We start from the raw sequence: 17,687 nt of genomic DNA, 5'->3' as shown, positions 1-17,687 counted from the left end.
GTTGATGGACGAGAAGCTCAGCAAGGTGGATCCGAAACTGCTCGATCTCCTGGTCTGCCCGCTGACCAAGGGTCGGCTGTCCTTCAGCCGCGATACCAATGAGCTGATCTCGGAAAGCGCAAGGCTCGCCTATCCGATCCGCGATGGCATTCCGATCATGCTGATTTCGGAAGCGCGCAAGATCGAGGACTGAGCGAGCCACGTTTTGTGGCCCGCATGCGTGAATTCTCTTCTCAGATCTGCTGGCCGGCCAACAGTTTTGGATTGCCCTCGCCGGTCGTGCCTGCAGCCTCACCGATAAAGAAGTTCTTGAGCTTCGGCAGGCGTTCGACCATGCCCAGGCCGAAATCGCGGGCGATGCGAATCGGCGTCACGTCGTTGGAGAAGAGGCGGTTCAACACATCCGTCGTCACGCCCATGCGGAACGTGTCGAAACGGCGCCAGGACTGATAGCGCTCCAGCACGTTGAGCGCGCCGATATCGAGGCCTAGGCGGTCGGCTTCAACGACGGTTTCGGCCAGCGCCGCGACATCTTTGAAACCGAGATTAAGGCCCTGGCCGGAAATCGGGTGGATGCCGTGCGCAGCATCACCGGCCAACGCGAATCGGGGCGCGACAAAGGCGCGAGAAAGCGTCAGGCCGAGCGGAAAGGCACGGCGGCCACCCTCGATGCGGATTTCGCCGAGCTTGTGGCCGAAGCGGCGCTGCAGCTCTTCCTCGAAGACGAGATCGTCGGAGGCGACAAGCCGATCGGCCTCGGCCGTCCGCTCGGTCCAGACCAGCGAAGAACGGTTGTTCTTCAAAGGCAGAATGGCGAAGGGGCCGGACGGGAGAAAATGTTCTTCCGCGACACCTTCATGGTCACGCTCATGGGCAACGGTCGCGACGATGCCGGACTGGCCGTAATCCCATTTGACGGTGCGGATGCCGGCCATGTCGCGCAGTTTCGAACGGACGCCATCACAGGCAACGAGCAGTTTAGTCTCGATGTTCGATCCATCCGAGAGCGTCACGGTGCAGCGGGTGCTGCCGGTGTTGAAGGATGTGGCGGAAAGCCCGTGGCGGATCGGAATACCGAGCTTTTCCGCCGCGCGGCGCAGGGCGCGCACCATGGAAACGTTCGGCACCATATGAGCAAACGGCTTGCCCTCCTCGACGGCGCCATCAAAGGTCAGAAAAACCGGGCGGACCGGATCGGAGGTGCGGCTGTCGGTGACGATCATCTTGTTGATCGGCTGCGCGTCGGCGACAATTTCTTCCCAAGTGCCGAGTACGTCGAGCATATGCGAGGCGGCGGCGATGATCGCGGAAGCGCGCTCATCCTTTTCCCAGACGCCGGCCGGGGCCGCCTCGATCACCTCGATGGCGAGATGCGGCGCCGCCTGCTTCACGGCCACCGCTGCGGCAAGTCCGACGTAACCTCCGCCAACAACCAGCATGTCCAGCATTTGTCCGCACTCCTGTAACGCTTGAGACTCTCAGGTCTTCCATATAGATCATCCTGTCTCAGCTTCCTATCGTCGGAGAGAGTTTAAGATGTTGCGCGATGTCAACGAAAACAGCCCGATGCAACGCCTTCTGGCGATTCTCGACCTGGAGAAGCTTGAGGAAAACATCTATCGCGGCGTCAGCCCGCAGGTCGGCTGGCAAAGAGTGTTTGGCGGGCAGGTGATTTCCCAGGCGCTGGTCGCGGCCCAACGCACCGTCGTTGCCGATCGTTTCGTCCATTCCCTGCATGCCTATTTCATGCTGCCGGGAGACCCTTCCGTGCCGATCCTCTACCAGGTCGAGCGGATCCGCGATGGTTCGAGCTTCAGCACCCGGCGGGTGGTCGCCGTTCAGCATGGTCATGCGATTTTCGCGCTCTCGGCCTCATTCCAGCTGGACGAGGATGGTTACGACCATCAGGTGACCATGCCATCGGTGCCAATGCCGGAAGACCTGATGGGCGAGGCGGAATTCAAGGAGGCCTTTCTCGAAAAGGCGCCGGAACCGGTGCGTCGTTATTGGCAGCGCCCGCGGCCGATCGAGTTCAGGCCCGTTTCGCTCGCGCATTATCTGACTAGGGACAAGCTCGAGCCGAGCCAGAATGTCTGGGTGCGGGCGCTCGGCGAGGTGCCGCAGGACCGTCATACCGGTGCTGCCGTTCTCGCCTATATTTCCGACATGACCCTGCTCGACGCTTCGCTTTATCCGCATGGCAATTCGGTCTTCGACCCCTCGATCCAGGCCGCCAGCCTCGACCACGCCATGTGGTTCCACCGGCCCTTTTCCTATGACGACTGGCTTCTTTATTCGCAGGACAGCCCGAGCGCATCCGGTGCCCGCGGCATGACCCGTGGCAGTATCTATACCCGTTCCGGCGTGCTGATCGCCTCGGTCGCCCAGGAAGGCTTGATTCGGAAACGGGCAAATGAACAATAATTGTGCATTTTCTAAAAAATGCACAAGATTTCGCCGCAATTGCGCGGCCGGACTGCCGCTTTTTTGAGATTGCTTTGAAAGTTTACATATTTTCAATATGTTAACACGTCGATCCAAACTGGCACGCCCCTTGAATGCGTGTACTCAGTCGCTGCCGTGATCGGGTGGCGATACAGGAGAGTCGGCCTTCAGCCGAAAACAACACAAGGATGGGAAGCCAGATGAAAATCGTGATGGCCATTATCAAGCCATTCAAGCTGGACGAGGTGCGTGAAGCCCTTACTGCTGTCGGCATCCAGGGCCTGACCGTTACCGAGGTAAAGGGTTACGGGCGCCAGAAGGGGCACACAGAAATCTACCGCGGCACCGAATATGCCGTCAGCTTTCTGCCGAAACTGAAGATCGAAATCGCTGTTCCGACCGACCTCGTCGAAAAGGCCGTGGAAGCGATCACGTCGTCTGCCAAGACCGGCCAGATCGGCGACGGAAAAATCTTCGTCTATTCGATCGAGCAGGCCGTGCGCATCCGTACCGGCGAAACCAACACTGAAGCGCTTTAAGCACGGCAGACAGGGGAGTTTTCAAATCATGCTACTCAACAGAATTTCTACCTTCGGACGCCTGGGCGCTGCGGCTGCTGCCGTTCTGGCCCCTGCCGTCGCTTTTGCGCAGGATGCTGCCGCCCCGGCCGCTGCTGCTGCCGCTGCAGCACCCGTTCCGGACAAGGGCGATACCGCCTTCATGTTCATCGCCACCATCCTCGTTCTGTTCATGACCGTTCCGGGCCTCGCCCTGTTCTACGGCGGCCTCGTTCGCGCCAAGAACATGCTGTCGGTTCTCATGCAGTGCACGATGATTGCCGCTGTCATGATGCTGATCTGGGTCATCTACGGCTATTCCTTCGCCTTCGGCGGTTCGGAAAGCGCCTATTGGGGCGGCACTGCCAAGATGTTCCTGGCCGGCGTCACCAAGGACTCGACGGCTGCTACCTTCTCGCAGGGCGTCGTCATTCCGGAATTCATCTTCGCGATGTTCCAGATGACCTTCGCAGCCATCACCCCTGCCCTGATCGTCGGCGCCTTTGCCGAGCGCATCAAGTTCTCTGCAGCCGTTCTCTTCTGCGCGCTGTGGGCAACCTTCGTCTACTTCCCGATCGCTCACATGGTCTGGGACGCAAACGGCATGCTCTTCAAGATGGGCGCGCTTGACTTCGCTGGCGGCACGGTCGTTCACATCAACGCCGGCGTTGCCGGTCTGATCGGCGCGATCATGGTCGGCAAGCGTACCGGCTTCGGCAAGGACATGATGGCTCCGCATTCGATGACGCTCACCATGGTTGGCGCTTCGATGCTCTGGGTCGGCTGGTTCGGCTTCAACGCCGGCTCCAACCTCGAAGCTTCGGGCGGCGCAATGCTCGCCACCGTCAACACCTTCATCGCAACGGCTGCTGCAATCGTCGCCTGGGCGATCGTTGAAACGCTGACCCGCGGCAAGGCTTCGATGCTCGGCGGCGCTTCCGGCATGGTCGCTGGCCTCGTTGCCATCACGCCTGCTGCCGGCATTGTCGGCCCGATGGGCGCGATCATCATGGGCCTCATCGTCTCCCCGCTGTGCTACTTCTTCGTCTCCGTGGTGAAGAACAAGTTCGGTTATGACGACTCGGCCGACGTCTTCGGCGTTCACGGCATCGGCGGCATCTTCGGCGCAATCGCAACCGGCATCTTCGCCAGCGCATCGCTCGGCGGCGTCGGTTATGCCGAAGGCGTCACGATGGGTGGCCAGGTCATGACCCAGCTGACGGCAATCGTCACCACCATCATCTGGTGCGGCGTTGGCTCGCTCATCCTCTACAAGGTTGTCGATCTCATCGTCGGCCTGCGCGTCACGGTAGAAGCAGAGCGCGAAGGCCTCGACCTCGCCTCCCACGGCGAAGCTGCCTATCACTCGTAATATCCAGGATGGCCGGCTTCGGCCGGCCATTCGAAATCAGGATTTGCCTCTCATGAGGCTGACTGGCCCGGACAATCGTTCGGGCCTTTTCCGTTTGCGTGCAGCCCGCAGGTTGTGGAAAACTTCGTGGTTAAAGCCGCATTAACCATCGTCGCGCTACTTTTCTCTGGAATTGCGTGATCGGCGGCATGGCCGATTCGTAGATACGTTTCAGGAACAGCGAGCAGGCAAGATGGGCAGAAGCAGTTCGGCGGCAATGGCAAACCGTTCCACCCGCCTGATTCTCACCGCCTTCGTCTGGCGCCAGGCCATGGCTTTGATCGGTTTTTCGATCTTTGCGCTTCTTGCGGCAGCCGTCGCAGCCCTCGCCACCTGGAACATTTCCGACCCGAGCTTCTCCTACGCCACCGACAATCCGCCCGCTAACATCCTCGGTTATACCGGCGCTGCCTTTGCCGACCTGATGATGCAGTTCCTGGGTCTCGCCAGCGTCTTCGCCCTCCTGCCGATCCTGTCCTTCGCGCTGGCGCTGATTTCCGGCCGCCGCTACGACCGTATCCCGGCGCGTCTGGCCGCATGGGGCGGCGGAACGCTGCTTGCCTCGGCGACACTCGGCTGTTTTCCGGCACCGCATACCTGGCCGATCCCGAACGGTATCGGCGGCGTGATCGGCGACATGATCCTGCGGTTTCCGGCGCTGTTCGTCGGCGCCTACCCCACCGGCATGGTCGCAACCGTGCTCGGCGGCATTTTCACCATTCCCTGCATCTACCTGATGCTGTTTGCCTCCGGTCTCGTCGGTGAACTGTCCGAAGAGGAAAGCGAAGACGACGACAAGCCGGTCGCAGCCGTCAGCTCGCGCCATCGCCATGAGGAGATGGACGAAGACGACGGCGACGGTTTCTTTGCCCGCCTGACAGCTCCGCTCGGCGTCATGGCGCATCACTGGTACATGACCCAGGCCCGCATGCGCCGCTTGTTCGGCGTCAAGCCGCGTGCCCGCGTCGCCTTCGACCAGCCTTACGATTTCAACGACGACGAATTCGGCAAGCTGAACGAGCCGGTGCGTGCCAAGTCTCCGTCCATCGGCGGTCAGCGCCGCGAACCGGCCATGGATCAGGGCTCGTCCCGCCGCATCGTTTCGGCCCCGCCCATGGCCGATGACGACGAAGACTACGATTACGACGATCCGCCCTTCGACATGGACGACATGCCGCGCCGGCCGCATGGCATTCTTTCCGATGACGAGGATGACGATGCGCCTTTCGTCGCCTCGCGTGCGCCAAAACCGATCGGCGGCGCAGGTCCGCAGCGCAGCCAACGTGTCGCACCGGCCGCTGCCCCGCCGAAGCCGAGCGCCCGCGTCAGCCGCGATGCTCAAGGCTCCTTCATCGCCCCGGATGGCTTCCAGCTTCCCTCAGTGCATCTGTTGACCGAACCCAAGGCCGTCGCCCGCGATGCCTCGCTGTCTGCCGATGCGCTGGAACAGAATGCACGCATGCTCGAAGGCGTGCTCGAAGACTTTGGCGTCAAGGGCGAGATCATCCATGTCCGTCCCGGCCCGGTCGTCACCCTCTATGAACTCGAGCCGGCACCGGGCATCAAGTCATCGCGCGTCATCGGTCTGGCCGACGATATCGCCCGCTCGATGAGCGCGATCGCCGCCCGCGTCGCCGTTGTCCCCGGCCGCAACGCGATCGGTATCGAGCTGCCGAACCGCACCCGCGAAACCGTCTACCTGCGCGAGATGATCGGTTCGAAGGATTTCGAGGGCTCGAAGGCGAAGCTCGCCATGGCGCTCGGCAAGACGATCGGCGGTGAGCCCGTTGTCGCCGACCTCGCCAAGATGCCGCATCTTCTCGTCGCCGGTACCACCGGTTCGGGTAAATCGGTCGCCATCAACACGATGATCCTGTCGCTGCTCTACCGCTACACGCCGGAGAAGTGCCGCCTGATCATGATCGACCCGAAAATGCTGGAACTGTCCGTCTATGACGGCATTCCGCATCTTCTCTCTCCGGTCGTCACGGATCCGAAAAAGGCCGTCGTCGCGCTCAAATGGACCGTCCGCGAGATGGAAGAGCGCTACAAGAAGATGTCGAAGATCGGCGTCCGCAATATCGACGGCTTCAATTCCCGCGTCGAGCAGGCAATCGAGCGTGGCGAGGTTCTGACCCGCACCGTGCAGACCGGTTTTGACCGCCAGACGGGCGAGGCGGTTTACGAGACGGAAGAATTCGATCTGAAGCCGATCCCCTATATCGTCGTCATTATCGACGAAATGGCCGACCTGATGATGGTCGCCGGCAAGGATATCGAAGGCGCGGTGCAGCGTCTGGCGCAGATGGCCCGTGCCGCCGGCATCCACGTCATCATGGCGACCCAGCGTCCCTCGGTCGACGTCATCACCGGTACGATCAAGGCAAACTTCCCGACCCGTATCTCCTTCCAGGTGACGTCGAAGATCGACAGCCGCACCATCCTTGGCGAACAGGGCGCAGAACAGCTGCTCGGCATGGGCGACATGCTCTATATGGCCGGCGGCGGACGCATTCAGCGCGTTCACGGACCTTTCGTCTCGGATAACGAGGTCGAGGAGATCGTTGCCTACTTGAAAACCCAAGGCGCACCCCAATATCTCGATGCGATCACGGTCGACGAGGACGACGATGAGGATGATGGCGGCCCGGCCGGCACGTCCAACCTGTCGGACTCGGATGATCCTTACGATCAGGCAGTGGCCGTCGTGCTGCGCGATGGCAAGGCGTCCACGTCCTACGTCCAGCGCCGTCTCGGCATCGGTTACAACCGCGCCGCCTCGCTGATCGAACGGATGGAAAAGGAAGGCCTGATCGGGCCGGCGAACCATGCCGGCAAGCGCGAGATCCTGGTGCCGACCGAGGCGGATATCCTCGAACGGTAAGGATTGCGTGATCCTTGATGGCCGTCATCAAGGTGCCGTGTTTGAGACGCAGGAAGACAGGAAGGAGACCTGAATGACACAAGAAAAGACCACTCTTTCCGCCAATATAGCCCCAAAGATGGGCCGCCGGCAGTTTTCGCTCGGGCTGGCTGGCGTGGCCATGGCCGGAATGCTTCCGGTCGCAGCTCATGCGCAGGCCGCCAAGGGCGCCGCAGCGCAGAAGATCGCCGACCACTTCTCCTCCGTGAAGACGATGCTGGGCGAGTTCGTGCAGTTCGGCCCGCGTGGCGAACAGACTGGCGGCAAGTTTTACATCGAGCGGCCCGGCCGGCTGCGCTTCAATTTCGAGGATCCGTCACCGCTGCGCGTCATCGCCGACGGCCGCAATGTCGTCATCGGCAATGTGAAGCTGAAGACCTGGGATATCTATCCGCTGTCGAAGACGCCGCTGACGCTGCTTCTCGCCGACAAGATCGACTTGAGCGACGAGACGGTTCGCAGCGTCAAGGAAGAGCCGGATCTGACGACGATCATTCTCGGCAACAAGACGATTTTCGGCGATTCGACCATCACCATGATGTTCGACAGCAAGACCTACGACCTGCGTCAGTGGACGATCACCGATGCACAGAACAAGGACACGTCGGTCATGGTCTACAACGTCCAGAACGGCGTGAACCTCGACGAGAAGGTTTTCACCATTCCCTACGATCAGGTCCGCTGAGGCGTCTACCTGTCGATCTTCGTGCAAAGGGCGGCTTCGGCGGCCCTTTTTGCTTCTCACGCCCCATGAAATTGCCTAGACCTCTCCTCAAACAGAGGGCAGGCCATGACATTTTCGATCACCACCTGGAACATCAACTCGGTGCGGCTGCGCATGCCGATCGTCGAGCAGTTCATCGTCCGCCACCAGCCCGATATCCTCTGCCTGCAGGAGATCAAGTGCCAGGAGCCGGAATTCCCGCTCGCACCGCTGAAGGCGCTCGGTTACGAGCACATCATCATCCACGGCCAGAAGGGCTATCACGGCGTCGCCATCGCCTCGAAAGTGCCGCTTCTCGAAGACCATCGCCAGAATTACTGCAATGTCGGTGATGCACGACACATTTCGGCGATCTTCGAACGCGGCTCTCGCCGCATCCGCCTGCATAATTTCTACGTGCCGGCAGGCGGCGACGAGCCGGACCGGACGATCAATCCGAAATTCGGCCACAAGCTCGATTTCCTCGAAGAGATGAAGGCGCTGAAGGCGGACATGCCGGGCGTTTCCTCCATCCTGGTCGGTGACCTCAATATCGCCCCGCTGGAACACGACGTCTGGTCGCACAAGCAGCTCTTGAAGATCGTCAGCCATACGCCGGTCGAGACCGAGGGCATGAAGGACGTCATCGCCAAGGGCGGCTGGCTGGACCTGATGCGCCAGCACACGCCGGAGCCGGAAAAGATCTACACCTGGTGGAGCTACCGCGCGAAAGACTGGGAAGCCGCCAACAAGGGCCGCCGCCTCGACCATATCTGGTCCTCGCCGGATCTCGGGCCGTTCCTCGCCAATATCGAAGTGCTGAAGGAAGCACGCGGCTGGAACCAGCCTTCCGACCACGTGCCAGTCACGGCCACGTTCAAGTTCTGAAGTTCGGGGCAGAACTCCACCGCCTCCCTACCGACCAATAAAAAGCCCGCCTTCCGGAAGCGAAAGGCGGGCTTTTCTGTTTCGGGATCGGCGGGCCTCAAGCCTTACAGCTTGTAGCCCTCTTCACCGACCGCGGTGCCATCCACGGTCACCTTGCCATCCTCGACGGCGATCTTGTGTGCCTTGCCTTCGATGGTGATCTCAGCGGTGAAGCCCGGCCATTCGCTCGGCAGCGCCGGATTGACCAGAAGACGGTCGCCCTGGCGGCGGATGCCCAGAATGCCTTCGATCGCCGCGCGGTGCAGCCAGCCTGCGGAACCCGTATACCAGGTCCAGCCGCCACGGCCTTCATAAGAGCCGGCGCCATAGATATCGGCGGCGACCACGTAGGGTTCGACGCGATATTTTTCGGCCGACTGATGGTCGAGCGCATGGTTGATCGGGTTGATCATCTGGAAGCACTTCCAGGCATCGTCACCACGCTTCAACCCGGCCATGGCCATCACCACCCAGATCGCAGCATGGGTATACTGGCCACCGTTTTCACGCACGCCCGGCGGATAGGACTTGATATAGCCCGGATCCTTACGGGTGTTCTGGAAGGCCGGCGTGAAGAGGCGGATGATACCGGCCTCGTCGTCGACGAGCTTTTCCATGACCGCGTCCATCGCCTGGACAGAACGCTCGTGATTACCTTCACCCGACAGCACGCTCCAGGTCTGACCGAGGCTGTCGATGCGGCATTCATCGCTCTTGGCAGAGCCGAGCGGTGAACCGTCGTCGAAATAACCGCGGCGATAATAGGTGCCGTCCCAGCCGTCGGTTTCCAGCGCGTCCCGCAACGTATCGATATGCTTCCGCCAGCGATCGGCGCGCTTGGCGTCCTTGCGCTCTTCCGCATAAGGAATGAAGTTACGCAGGGCTGCTGCCAGGAACCAGCCGAGCCAGACGCTCATGCCGCGACCGTTGACGCCGACACGGTTCATGCCGTCGTTCCAGTCGCCGCCGAGGATCAGCGGCAGGCCCATGTCGCCGGTCCGGTCGATCGCAAGATCGAGCGCCCGTGCGGCATGTTCGTAGAGGCTGCCGATCTCGTCGGTGACCTCCGGCTGGATGAAGGCGTCGTGCTTGGTCTTTTCGAGGATCGGGCCGGCCAGGAAGGGCAGCTTTTCCTCGAGCAGCGACGCATCGCCCGTAACCGAGACATATTGATGGATCGCATAGGCGAGCCAGACGACGTCGTCCGAGATGGTCGTACGGACGCCGGAGTCGTTATGCGGCAGCCACCAATGCATCACGTCGCCTTCGCGGAACTGGTGCGAAGCGGCGTTGATGATCTGGCGACGGGCCAGCGACGGCTCGTGCACCAGGAAGGCCAGCGTATCCTGCAGCTGGTCGCGGAAGCCGAAGGCGCCGGATGCCTGGTAGAAGGCGGTACGGGCCATGATACGGCAACCGAGTGCCTGATAGGGCAGCCAGTGGTTGACCATGTTGTTCAGCGACTTGTCCGGCGTCGAGATCTTCACACGACCGGTGAACTCGGTCCAGAAGCCGCGGTTTGCCGCCAGCATCTCGTCGAACTTCGCCACCTTCAACTCGGCAGCGAGGCTGACGGCCTCTTCGCGCGTCTTGGCATCGCCGAGGAAGAAGGTGACCTTCTTTTCCTCGCCCGGCGCCAGTTCGACATCATAGGCAAGTGCTGCGCACGGATCGCCGTCAAGATCGAGCGAACCGCTGAGAGCCGAACCGCTCGTGACGGCTGCCGGCAGCTGCACCGAGCCGAAGCGGCCGATGAACTCGCGGCGGCTGACGGTGAAGCCGCTCGGCATTTCCGCCATGCCGACAAAGGCGAAGCGGGCAAAGTTGATGCTGAACGGGTTGGTGGCGAGAAGCGTGCCGGTCGCCTCGTCCCGCGACGGCAGGATGTAGGACACCGTCTTTGCCGGATTGGAGCCGAGCAGCCATTCGACATAACCGTAGAGGCGCAGCTTCTTCGTTTCCGAACCGGAGTTCTTCAGCACCATCTGCGAGAATTTCGCATGGCGCTTGCGATCGACGGTCTGGGTGACTTCAAGCTTCAGGCCATCCTCTTCCGCCGTGAAGACGGAGTAACCGAGGCCGTGGCGGGTCTCGAACGTGACTTCCGGCCGGCGCGACAGGGCCGCGAACGGCGTGTAGACCTTCGACGTCTCGGTGTCGGCGACATAGAAACCTTCGCCGGGACGGTTGATGACGAGATCATTGGTCCAGGGCGTCAGCTGGTAGTCGCGCGAATTCTCGGCCCAGGTGAAACCTGCGCCTTCGGCAGAAACATGGAAGCCGAAATTGTCGTTGGAGATAACGTTGATCCACGGATGCGGCGTCGACTGGCCACCCTTGAGGTGCACGACATATTCGTTGCCCTCGCCGGAGAAGCCACCGATGCCGTTCCAGAAATCGAGACCTGCCGGTGCTTCTGCTGCACTTTCCGGTGCGGCAAAGATCTCGCCCTTGAGGAGCGGACGGCGATCGGCCTCGATCTGCTGTTCGGTCGACGGCGCAAAGATCGTCGTCGTGCGGTTCAGCTGGTCGGCAAGCTGGCCGTTGCGGGCATGCAGAACGACGCGCGAGGCGGCGATCAGGCCTTCGACGGCGGCATCGTCCATCAGGCCGCGGCGCAGCGTGAAGACGTGCTGGCGCCCGCCCTCCTGACCCATGCGGGTCGCCAGCTGCTCGATCGACTGCTGGATATCCTGCTGGTCTTCGGCCGCCCGCTCGTTGAAGATGACGAGGTCGGACAGGACACCGCGCGAGCGCAGATATTGCTGCGCCAGGATGGCTTCTTTGGCGACCGGCATGTCGTTTTCGTCATTGATGCGCAGCGTGAAGATCGGCAGGTCGCCCGATACGGCCCAGGGCCAGAGGCCCGACTGTGCCTGCATGCCGGCCTGCAGCGTCTGCTGGTCGGCGCGCAGCTGCATGTCCGGATAGACGAGGTAACGGCCGAGATGCTGGTAGACCGCGGCATCCTGCGAGGTGACGCCGAGATGGCGCATCTGCATCTGCGTGCGCGTCCAGGCCTGGGTCAGCTCGCTCTGGAACGTCTCGACGTGGCGGTAATGCTCGATCGCCTTGTCGAGTTCGTCGCGCTTCTGGGCCGCGATGGTCCAGAAGATGACGCTGACCTTCTTGCCGGCCGGAACCCGGACGCTGCGGCGCAGCGACAGGACCGCATCGAGCGTGAAACCGTCCGTATTCGAAAGCGATGCACCCGGATCGAAGGCGGCAGCCTCCGCCAGCGTGCGGCCGCGGCCGAGGAACTTGCGGCGGTCGGTCTCGTATTCGGTCGGGCGCGACGAACCGGCGCTGTCGGCGGCAAGATGCGCCACCAGAACGTCCGGATCGCTATGCTCGCGCTTGTTGCGCCAAGCGCGGATCACATCACCACGCTTGCCGATCTCGGTATTGATGAACATGCGCGAGAACAGCGGATGGCCGTTATCGCCATCGTCACCGGCAAGCACGGGCTCCATATAGGACGTGACTTCGATGAAGCGGTCCTCGGTGCCCATGTTGAGCAGGGTGACGCGGCGGCCTTCGGCATCGTGTTCCGTGCCGACGATGACCTCGACCGTGCTGGTGAGATCGCCGACGGTCTTGTGGAACTCGGCCTTTTCGTCGCTGAACACGACCTTGGTCTGCTCGCCTTCGGCGCGGCGCGGTTCGGCAGTCGTCGACCACCAGTCGTTGGTTGCCGTATCGCGCAGGAAGATGAACTGGCCCCAGCGGTCTTCGGTCGGATCCGCCTTCCAGCGGGTGACCGAAAGATTGTTCCAGTGGGCATAACCGGAGCCGGCCGCCGTCAGCATCAGCGAATAATGGCCGTTGGACAGAAGAACCAGCTCGCGGTCCTTCGTCGCCGGGTTGCTGATCGTGCGGATTTCCGGACGCAGCAGCTCGCCGCCGCCAGTACCCGGCTTTTCCTCGTGCTTGGCGCTCATGACCGGAATGTCGCGCGGCGCCTTTTCCTGCAGCAGAAGTTCTGCCGCTTCGATGACAGGGTCGGAGTGGAAGAGTTCGCGCAGCAGGCCGTTCATGACGACGTTGGCGACGGCCGCGATCGACATGCCGTGGTGGTGGGCATAATAGTTGAACACGACGGCGCAACGCTTGCCTTCCGGCACACGGGTCGGGGTGAAATCGACCGCATCGTGGAAGCCGTAGATACCGAGCGCACCGAGTTCACGCAGTTCGGCGAGGTTTTCGACGGCTGCGATCGGATCGTACTGGCTGGCGAGGATCGACGCATAGGGCGCGATAACCGCATTCTGGCCGAGACCACGCTTCAGACCGAGCGTCGGCACACCGAAGTTGGTGTACTGATAGTGCATCTGATGGTCGAGCGCGTTGAACGCTGCTTCGGAAATGCCCCAGGGCGTGCCGAGACGGCGGCCATGGTTCATCTGTTCCTTGACGATCAGATTGTTGGTCTGGTTGAGGATACCGCCCTGACGCTCCTGCATGACGAGCGGCGGCATCAGATATTCGAACATCGAACCCGACCAGGAAACGAGCGCACCACGGGCGCCGATCGGCACGACGTGACGGCCGAGCTTGTACCAGTGTTCGTTCGGCAGGTCGCCCTTGGCGATGCCGAACAGGCTGGTCAGACGCGCTTCCGAAGCGAGAAGGTCGTAGCAGGCCTCGTCGACTTCGTTGCTTTCGACGCGATAGCCGATCGACAGAAGGCGACGGTCCTTGCGGAACAGGAACTTGAAGTCCATCGCCAGCGCGATCCTGCGGGCCTTGTCGCGCAGGGCGGCAAGACGGTCGCGCAGCTCTTCGACATTGGCATTGTCGAAAGTGCTATCGGCAATATGGGCTTCGCAGGCGGCGACCAGCGAGGCCGCCCATTTCGTGACTTCCTCACTCTGGCCGGAGCGAACCTCATGGTCGAGATTGCCGGCGAGCTTCTGGATGTCGCGGGCGAGAACCGAGAGGTTGATGATGCGGATCGAGGCAAACTCGTGCTCGCGCTTGACGGCGGCGAGCGCATTGGCAAAGCCGTTGATCCGCTCTTCGAGACGACGACGCAGCGGGCGCACGGTCTTGCGGTCGTCCGGCAACGCCTTCAGCGTTTCGCCGAGAATGCCGGCGACATCGCCGAGACCATCGAGATTGCCCTGGAGATGCGCCGACGGGGCTTCCGCCCAGATGCGGCAGGCCGACGAAATCGCGATCAGGTGGCCGGCGAAGTTGCCGCTATCGACCGACGAGACGTAGCGCGGCATCAGCGGCTTCATCGTATCGATGTGATACCAGTTGAACATGTGGCCGCGGAACTTTTCGGCCTTTTCGACGGTCGCCAGCGTCTTTTCCAGACGATCGATCGTCTCGGCAAAGCTGATCCAGCCGAAATGCCGGGCCGAAATGGTCGATAACAGATAGACGCCGATATTGGTCGGCGAGGTGCGCTTGGCGACCGACGGGTTCGGCTTTTCCTGATAATTGTCCGGCGGCAGGTAGCTATGCTCCGGCGTCACGAACATTTCGAAATAACGCCAGGTGCGGCGCGCAATCTTGCGCAGCTCGACCGAGACGTTTTCCGGCACGAAAAGCTTGTCTTCCGTCTCGGCCGACTGGCTCACATACCAGGCGACGAGCGGCGAGAAGATCCAGAGAATCGCAAACGGAATGCCGACGAGGAAGGCATTGTCGCCCGGAATGGCGGCGAGCAGGATGCTCAAGACGGCGATTGCCGGCGCATGCCACATGGAACGGTAATAATCGGCCGGGCTGCCCTGCGCGCTTGACTGGATCGAGGCGGCGGTACGCCATTCCAGCATCAGCTTGCGGCTGACGAGCAGGCGGTACAGCGAACGGGCGATCGCATCGGTCATGATGCAGGCGGAATCGGCGATGAAGACGATACGCAATGCGACCTGCGCATTGGTCGACCGGACATCCGTCCAGACCGAATAGAAATGCGCCTTGGCGACATTGTCGCTGGACCGCGGCAGAAGGTTGGTGAGCAGCGAGATCGTCGGAGCGACGAACAGCGAGAAGATCAGCAGGATCTGCCAGATCAGCGCGCCGAGCGGGTCCATGCAGTACCAGCCGAGAACCGATGCGAAGAACCAGGCGATCGGGGTGAGCGAACGGCGCAGGTTGTCCATCATCTTCCAGCGGCCGAGCGCGGTGACGCCGCGCTTCGGCTCAAGGATGTAAGGGAGAAGCTGCCAGTCGCCACGCGCCCAGCGATGCTGGCGCGACACTTCGACTTCGTAACGGACCGGGAAGTCTTCGACTAGCTCGACGTCAGTGACGAGCGCGCAGCGGGCGAAAGACCCTTCGAGAAGGTCGTGCGACAGAACCGAGTTTTCCTCGATACGGCCTTTCAGCGAGGCTTCGAAGGCATCGACGTGATAAAGACCCTTGCCGGTGAACGAACCTTCGGCCGTCAGGTCCTGATAGACGTCGGAAACGGCAAAGACGTAAGGGTCGAGACCGCGGCCGACCGAGAAGACGCGCTGGAAGACGGACGCTTCCTTGCCCGTCGTCAGCGACGGGGTAACGCGCGGCTGCATAAGGCCGTAACCCTGAACGACGCGGTTGGAAACAGGATCGAGAACCGGGCGGTTGATCGGGTGGTGCATCTTACCGACGAGCTTGGTCGCCGCATCACGGATGAGGCGGGTATCGGCATCGAGCGTCATCACGTACTGGACGTTCTCCGGCACCATGTTGGCACCCTGAAGATAGGTCGTGTCACGGTCGCCGCGCAGGAGCAGGTTCAGCTCATGCAGCTTGCCGCGCTTGCGCTCCCAGCCCATCCAGACGCCTTCGTTCGGATTGAACAGGCGACGGCGGTGCAGCAGGAAGAAGCGGTCGCTGGCGACCTCGCCCTTGTAGCGCTGGTTCAGCGCTGCGATTTCGCGCTTGGCATAGTCGAGGATTTCGAGATCGGCCTCGCTCTGCTCCTGCTTGGCATCGCGCCAGTCGGACAGGAGCGAGAAGTAGATTTCGCCGTTCGGATTAGCGAGATAATGGACTTCGAGATTGCGGACGAGTTCGTCCACCGTGTCGCGGTCGGTGATCAGGCAGGGCACGACGACGAGCGTCCGCGCCTCTTCCGGAATGCCTTCCTTGTATTCGTAACCGACCAGACGTGCCGGTTTGACGAAATAGGTGACAACCGTGTTGAACAGGCCTGTTGCACCTTCCGAAGCCGGCAGTGCCAGCATGACGAGAAGGAAGAACACGACCGGTAGCGAAATCGAGGCCTGGACGAGGAAATAACCGGCAACCACCATGGCCAGCACGGTGAGGAACAGAACAGGGCCGGCAATCGCGAACCAGTTCAGGCGGCGATAGGCGCGCACGGCGCGCTGCAGGATCGGCGGCTTGTAACCGATTGCCGCTTCCAGCTCCTTGCGGTGCCGGCCGACGATGAAGGCGGCGACATTGGTTTCGCGCACGTCGGGGTTCTTGGCTGCAGCTGCCTGCGCCAGTTCGACGGCAGCCTGCGTGACTTCTGCTTCACTGCGCTTGGAGACGCGGGCGAGCTTTTCGATACGGTTGCGATAGGCATTGCGTGAGCCGAAATCGAGCGCTTCATAGTCCGTGTGATCGCGAAAGATCTTATCGATCTGCGAAACGTCCTCGAACCAGACACTCCATTCCGTATCGATGATGAGGCGCAGGCTCTTGATGATATTGCCCATCGTCACGTTGCCGGAGGACAGGCGGCTCTGTTCGGATTGTTGCACCGTCTCGACATCGGTGCCGGCAGCGATCAGGCGCTTTTCCAGCCAGGAGGTGGCGTAACCCGAGGCCTGCGAAGCATTGCGCAGGCGATAGAGGAACTGAGCGGCAAAGGTGTTGTCGCGGGCAAATTCCTCGACGCCGGCGAGAACCTTGGTACCTTCGGTCTCGTCGTTGAGGCGGATGATCTCGTCTGCCGCGTCATTGGCGCGGCGGCGCATGTTGCGCGAGCGATCGACGCGGGTCGCGATGCGGCGCAGGTTTTCGATCAGCACGAAGCGGATGAAGGACGGCAGCGCCCAGAGTTCGCCGATTTCCAGCGGCTCTTCCGTCTGAAAACCTTCGACCATGGCGGCCAGCGTTTCGCGGTTAAGGCCGCTATGGGTATGGGCGACGTAAAGCCAGGCGAGCGCCAGCACACGCGGGATCTTCTGATCGCCGACCTTGATCGTCTTCAGCTGCTTGAAGAACTTGCGCGGAAAATCGCGCCGCACTTCCTGGATCGCCTCTTCGACGATGTAATAGTTGTCGAGCAGCCATTCGGCAGCCGGCGTGATCGATGCACCGGCATCGACGTCCAGAGCTGCGGCGCGGTAAACGCGAAGGATTTCCTTCTCGTTCTCGTCATGGCGCTTGAAGAATTCGAAATCCATGAAGCCCGGAAGGCTTGATGTGCCGCTCTGTCCGAGCTTTTCACCACAGTCTCGAAGATCTTCGACGGTGAAATAGGCCGCACGGATCGAGTCGTTATGATCGACCTGCTTGGCTTCGGTTTCACGCGGGGAAGCTGAAGGCTGAATATCAAGGGACATAGATGGACTTCTGCTGAGGAAATTCAGGGTTTACGGTCTCAAAATACCTGTCCGCTCCAGCGTGGCACCGCACCGGTAAAGGTAACGGGACCAGCGTCGAAGCGTCCGAGAAACAAGAGATAGAGAGCGATCCTCATATGGCAAATGATCGATCCCCACCTCGCCTGCTCCCGGCACAATGAGACATCATCGGCTCTAGTCTGAA

8 protein-coding genes and 1 pseudogene are annotated in these 17,687 nt (G+C 61.4%); 7 read left to right on the top strand and 2 right to left on the bottom strand.

The window, feature by feature from the left end; all coding sequences use genetic code 11:
- Positions 1–4 precede the first annotated feature (4 nt).
- Positions 5–193: a Trm112 family protein gene (locus FHW37_RS22220; RefSeq protein ID WP_145640356.1), complete on the top strand. Its 189-nt coding sequence runs from the start codon at positions 5–7 to the stop codon at positions 191–193.
- 40 nt (positions 194–233) lie between these two features.
- Here the strand turns inward: FHW37_RS22220 and FHW37_RS22215 are convergent.
- Positions 234–1,451, bottom strand: a pseudogene (locus FHW37_RS22215) (ubiquinone biosynthesis hydroxylase); the annotation flags it as partial.
- 85 nt (positions 1,452–1,536) lie between these two features.
- Here FHW37_RS22215 and tesB point away from each other — a divergent pair.
- The 6 genes from tesB (at position 1,537) to FHW37_RS22185 (ending at position 8,927) form a co-directional block, all read left to right on the top strand.
- Positions 1,537–2,424 (top strand): acyl-CoA thioesterase II, encoded by an 888-nt coding sequence (gene tesB / locus FHW37_RS22210; RefSeq protein WP_145640353.1) that lies wholly within the window; start codon positions 1,537–1,539, stop codon positions 2,422–2,424.
- Positions 2,425–2,633: 209 nt separating this feature from the next.
- Positions 2,634–2,984, top strand: coding sequence for a P-II family nitrogen regulator (locus FHW37_RS22205; protein ID WP_186458356.1), 351 nt, complete (start codon positions 2,634–2,636; stop codon positions 2,982–2,984).
- A gap of 28 nt (positions 2,985–3,012) precedes the next feature.
- Complete coding sequence (locus FHW37_RS22200; RefSeq protein WP_145640349.1) at positions 3,013–4,374, top strand: ammonium transporter; 1,362 nt, start codon at positions 3,013–3,015, stop codon at positions 4,372–4,374.
- 232 nt (positions 4,375–4,606) lie between these two features.
- The gene (locus FHW37_RS22195; RefSeq protein WP_145640348.1) at positions 4,607–7,297 is read left to right on the top strand and encodes an FtsK/SpoIIIE family DNA translocase; all 2,691 of its coding nucleotides are present in this window, start codon (positions 4,607–4,609) and stop codon (positions 7,295–7,297) included.
- Between the two features lie 118 nt (positions 7,298–7,415).
- On the top strand, positions 7,416–8,021 hold the full coding sequence (locus FHW37_RS22190; protein WP_246690878.1) for an outer membrane lipoprotein carrier protein LolA: 606 nt from the start codon (positions 7,416–7,418) through the stop codon (positions 8,019–8,021).
- Positions 8,022–8,126: 105 nt separating this feature from the next.
- A complete protein-coding gene (locus tag FHW37_RS22185) occupies positions 8,127–8,927 on the top strand; it encodes an exodeoxyribonuclease III (protein ID WP_145640345.1) in 801 nt (266 codons plus the stop codon).
- Between the two features lie 104 nt (positions 8,928–9,031).
- Here the strand turns inward: FHW37_RS22185 and FHW37_RS22180 are convergent, their stop codons facing one another.
- A complete protein-coding gene (locus FHW37_RS22180) occupies positions 9,032–17,482 on the bottom strand; it encodes a GH36-type glycosyl hydrolase domain-containing protein (protein ID WP_145640343.1) in 8,451 nt (2,816 codons plus the stop codon).
- Positions 17,483–17,687: the final 205 nt, after the last annotated feature.

The sequence above is a fragment of the Neorhizobium alkalisoli genome, assembly GCF_007829835.1.
GTDB lineage: Bacteria > Pseudomonadota > Alphaproteobacteria > Rhizobiales > Rhizobiaceae > Neorhizobium.
Note: the sequence above shows the minus strand (reverse complement) of the source record. Positions and strands in the feature narration are given on the sequence as shown.

Coding starts and splice junctions, on each gene's coding strand:
- tesB (WP_145640353.1), top strand. CDS start 1,537: ATGTTGCGCGATGTCAACGAAAACAGCCCGATGCAACGCCTTCTGGCG.
- FHW37_RS22220 (WP_145640356.1), top strand. CDS start 5: ATGGACGAGAAGCTCAGCAAGGTGGATCCGAAACTGCTCGATCTCCTG.
- FHW37_RS22190 (WP_246690878.1), top strand. CDS start 7,416: ATGGGCCGCCGGCAGTTTTCGCTCGGGCTGGCTGGCGTGGCCATGGCC.
- FHW37_RS22180 (WP_145640343.1), bottom strand. CDS start 17,482: ATGTCCCTTGATATTCAGCCTTCAGCTTCCCCGCGTGAAACCGAAGCC.
- FHW37_RS22185 (WP_145640345.1), top strand. CDS start 8,127: ATGACATTTTCGATCACCACCTGGAACATCAACTCGGTGCGGCTGCGC.
- FHW37_RS22195 (WP_145640348.1), top strand. CDS start 4,607: ATGGGCAGAAGCAGTTCGGCGGCAATGGCAAACCGTTCCACCCGCCTG.
- FHW37_RS22200 (WP_145640349.1), top strand. CDS start 3,013: ATGCTACTCAACAGAATTTCTACCTTCGGACGCCTGGGCGCTGCGGCT.
- FHW37_RS22205 (WP_186458356.1), top strand. CDS start 2,634: ATGGGAAGCCAGATGAAAATCGTGATGGCCATTATCAAGCCATTCAAG.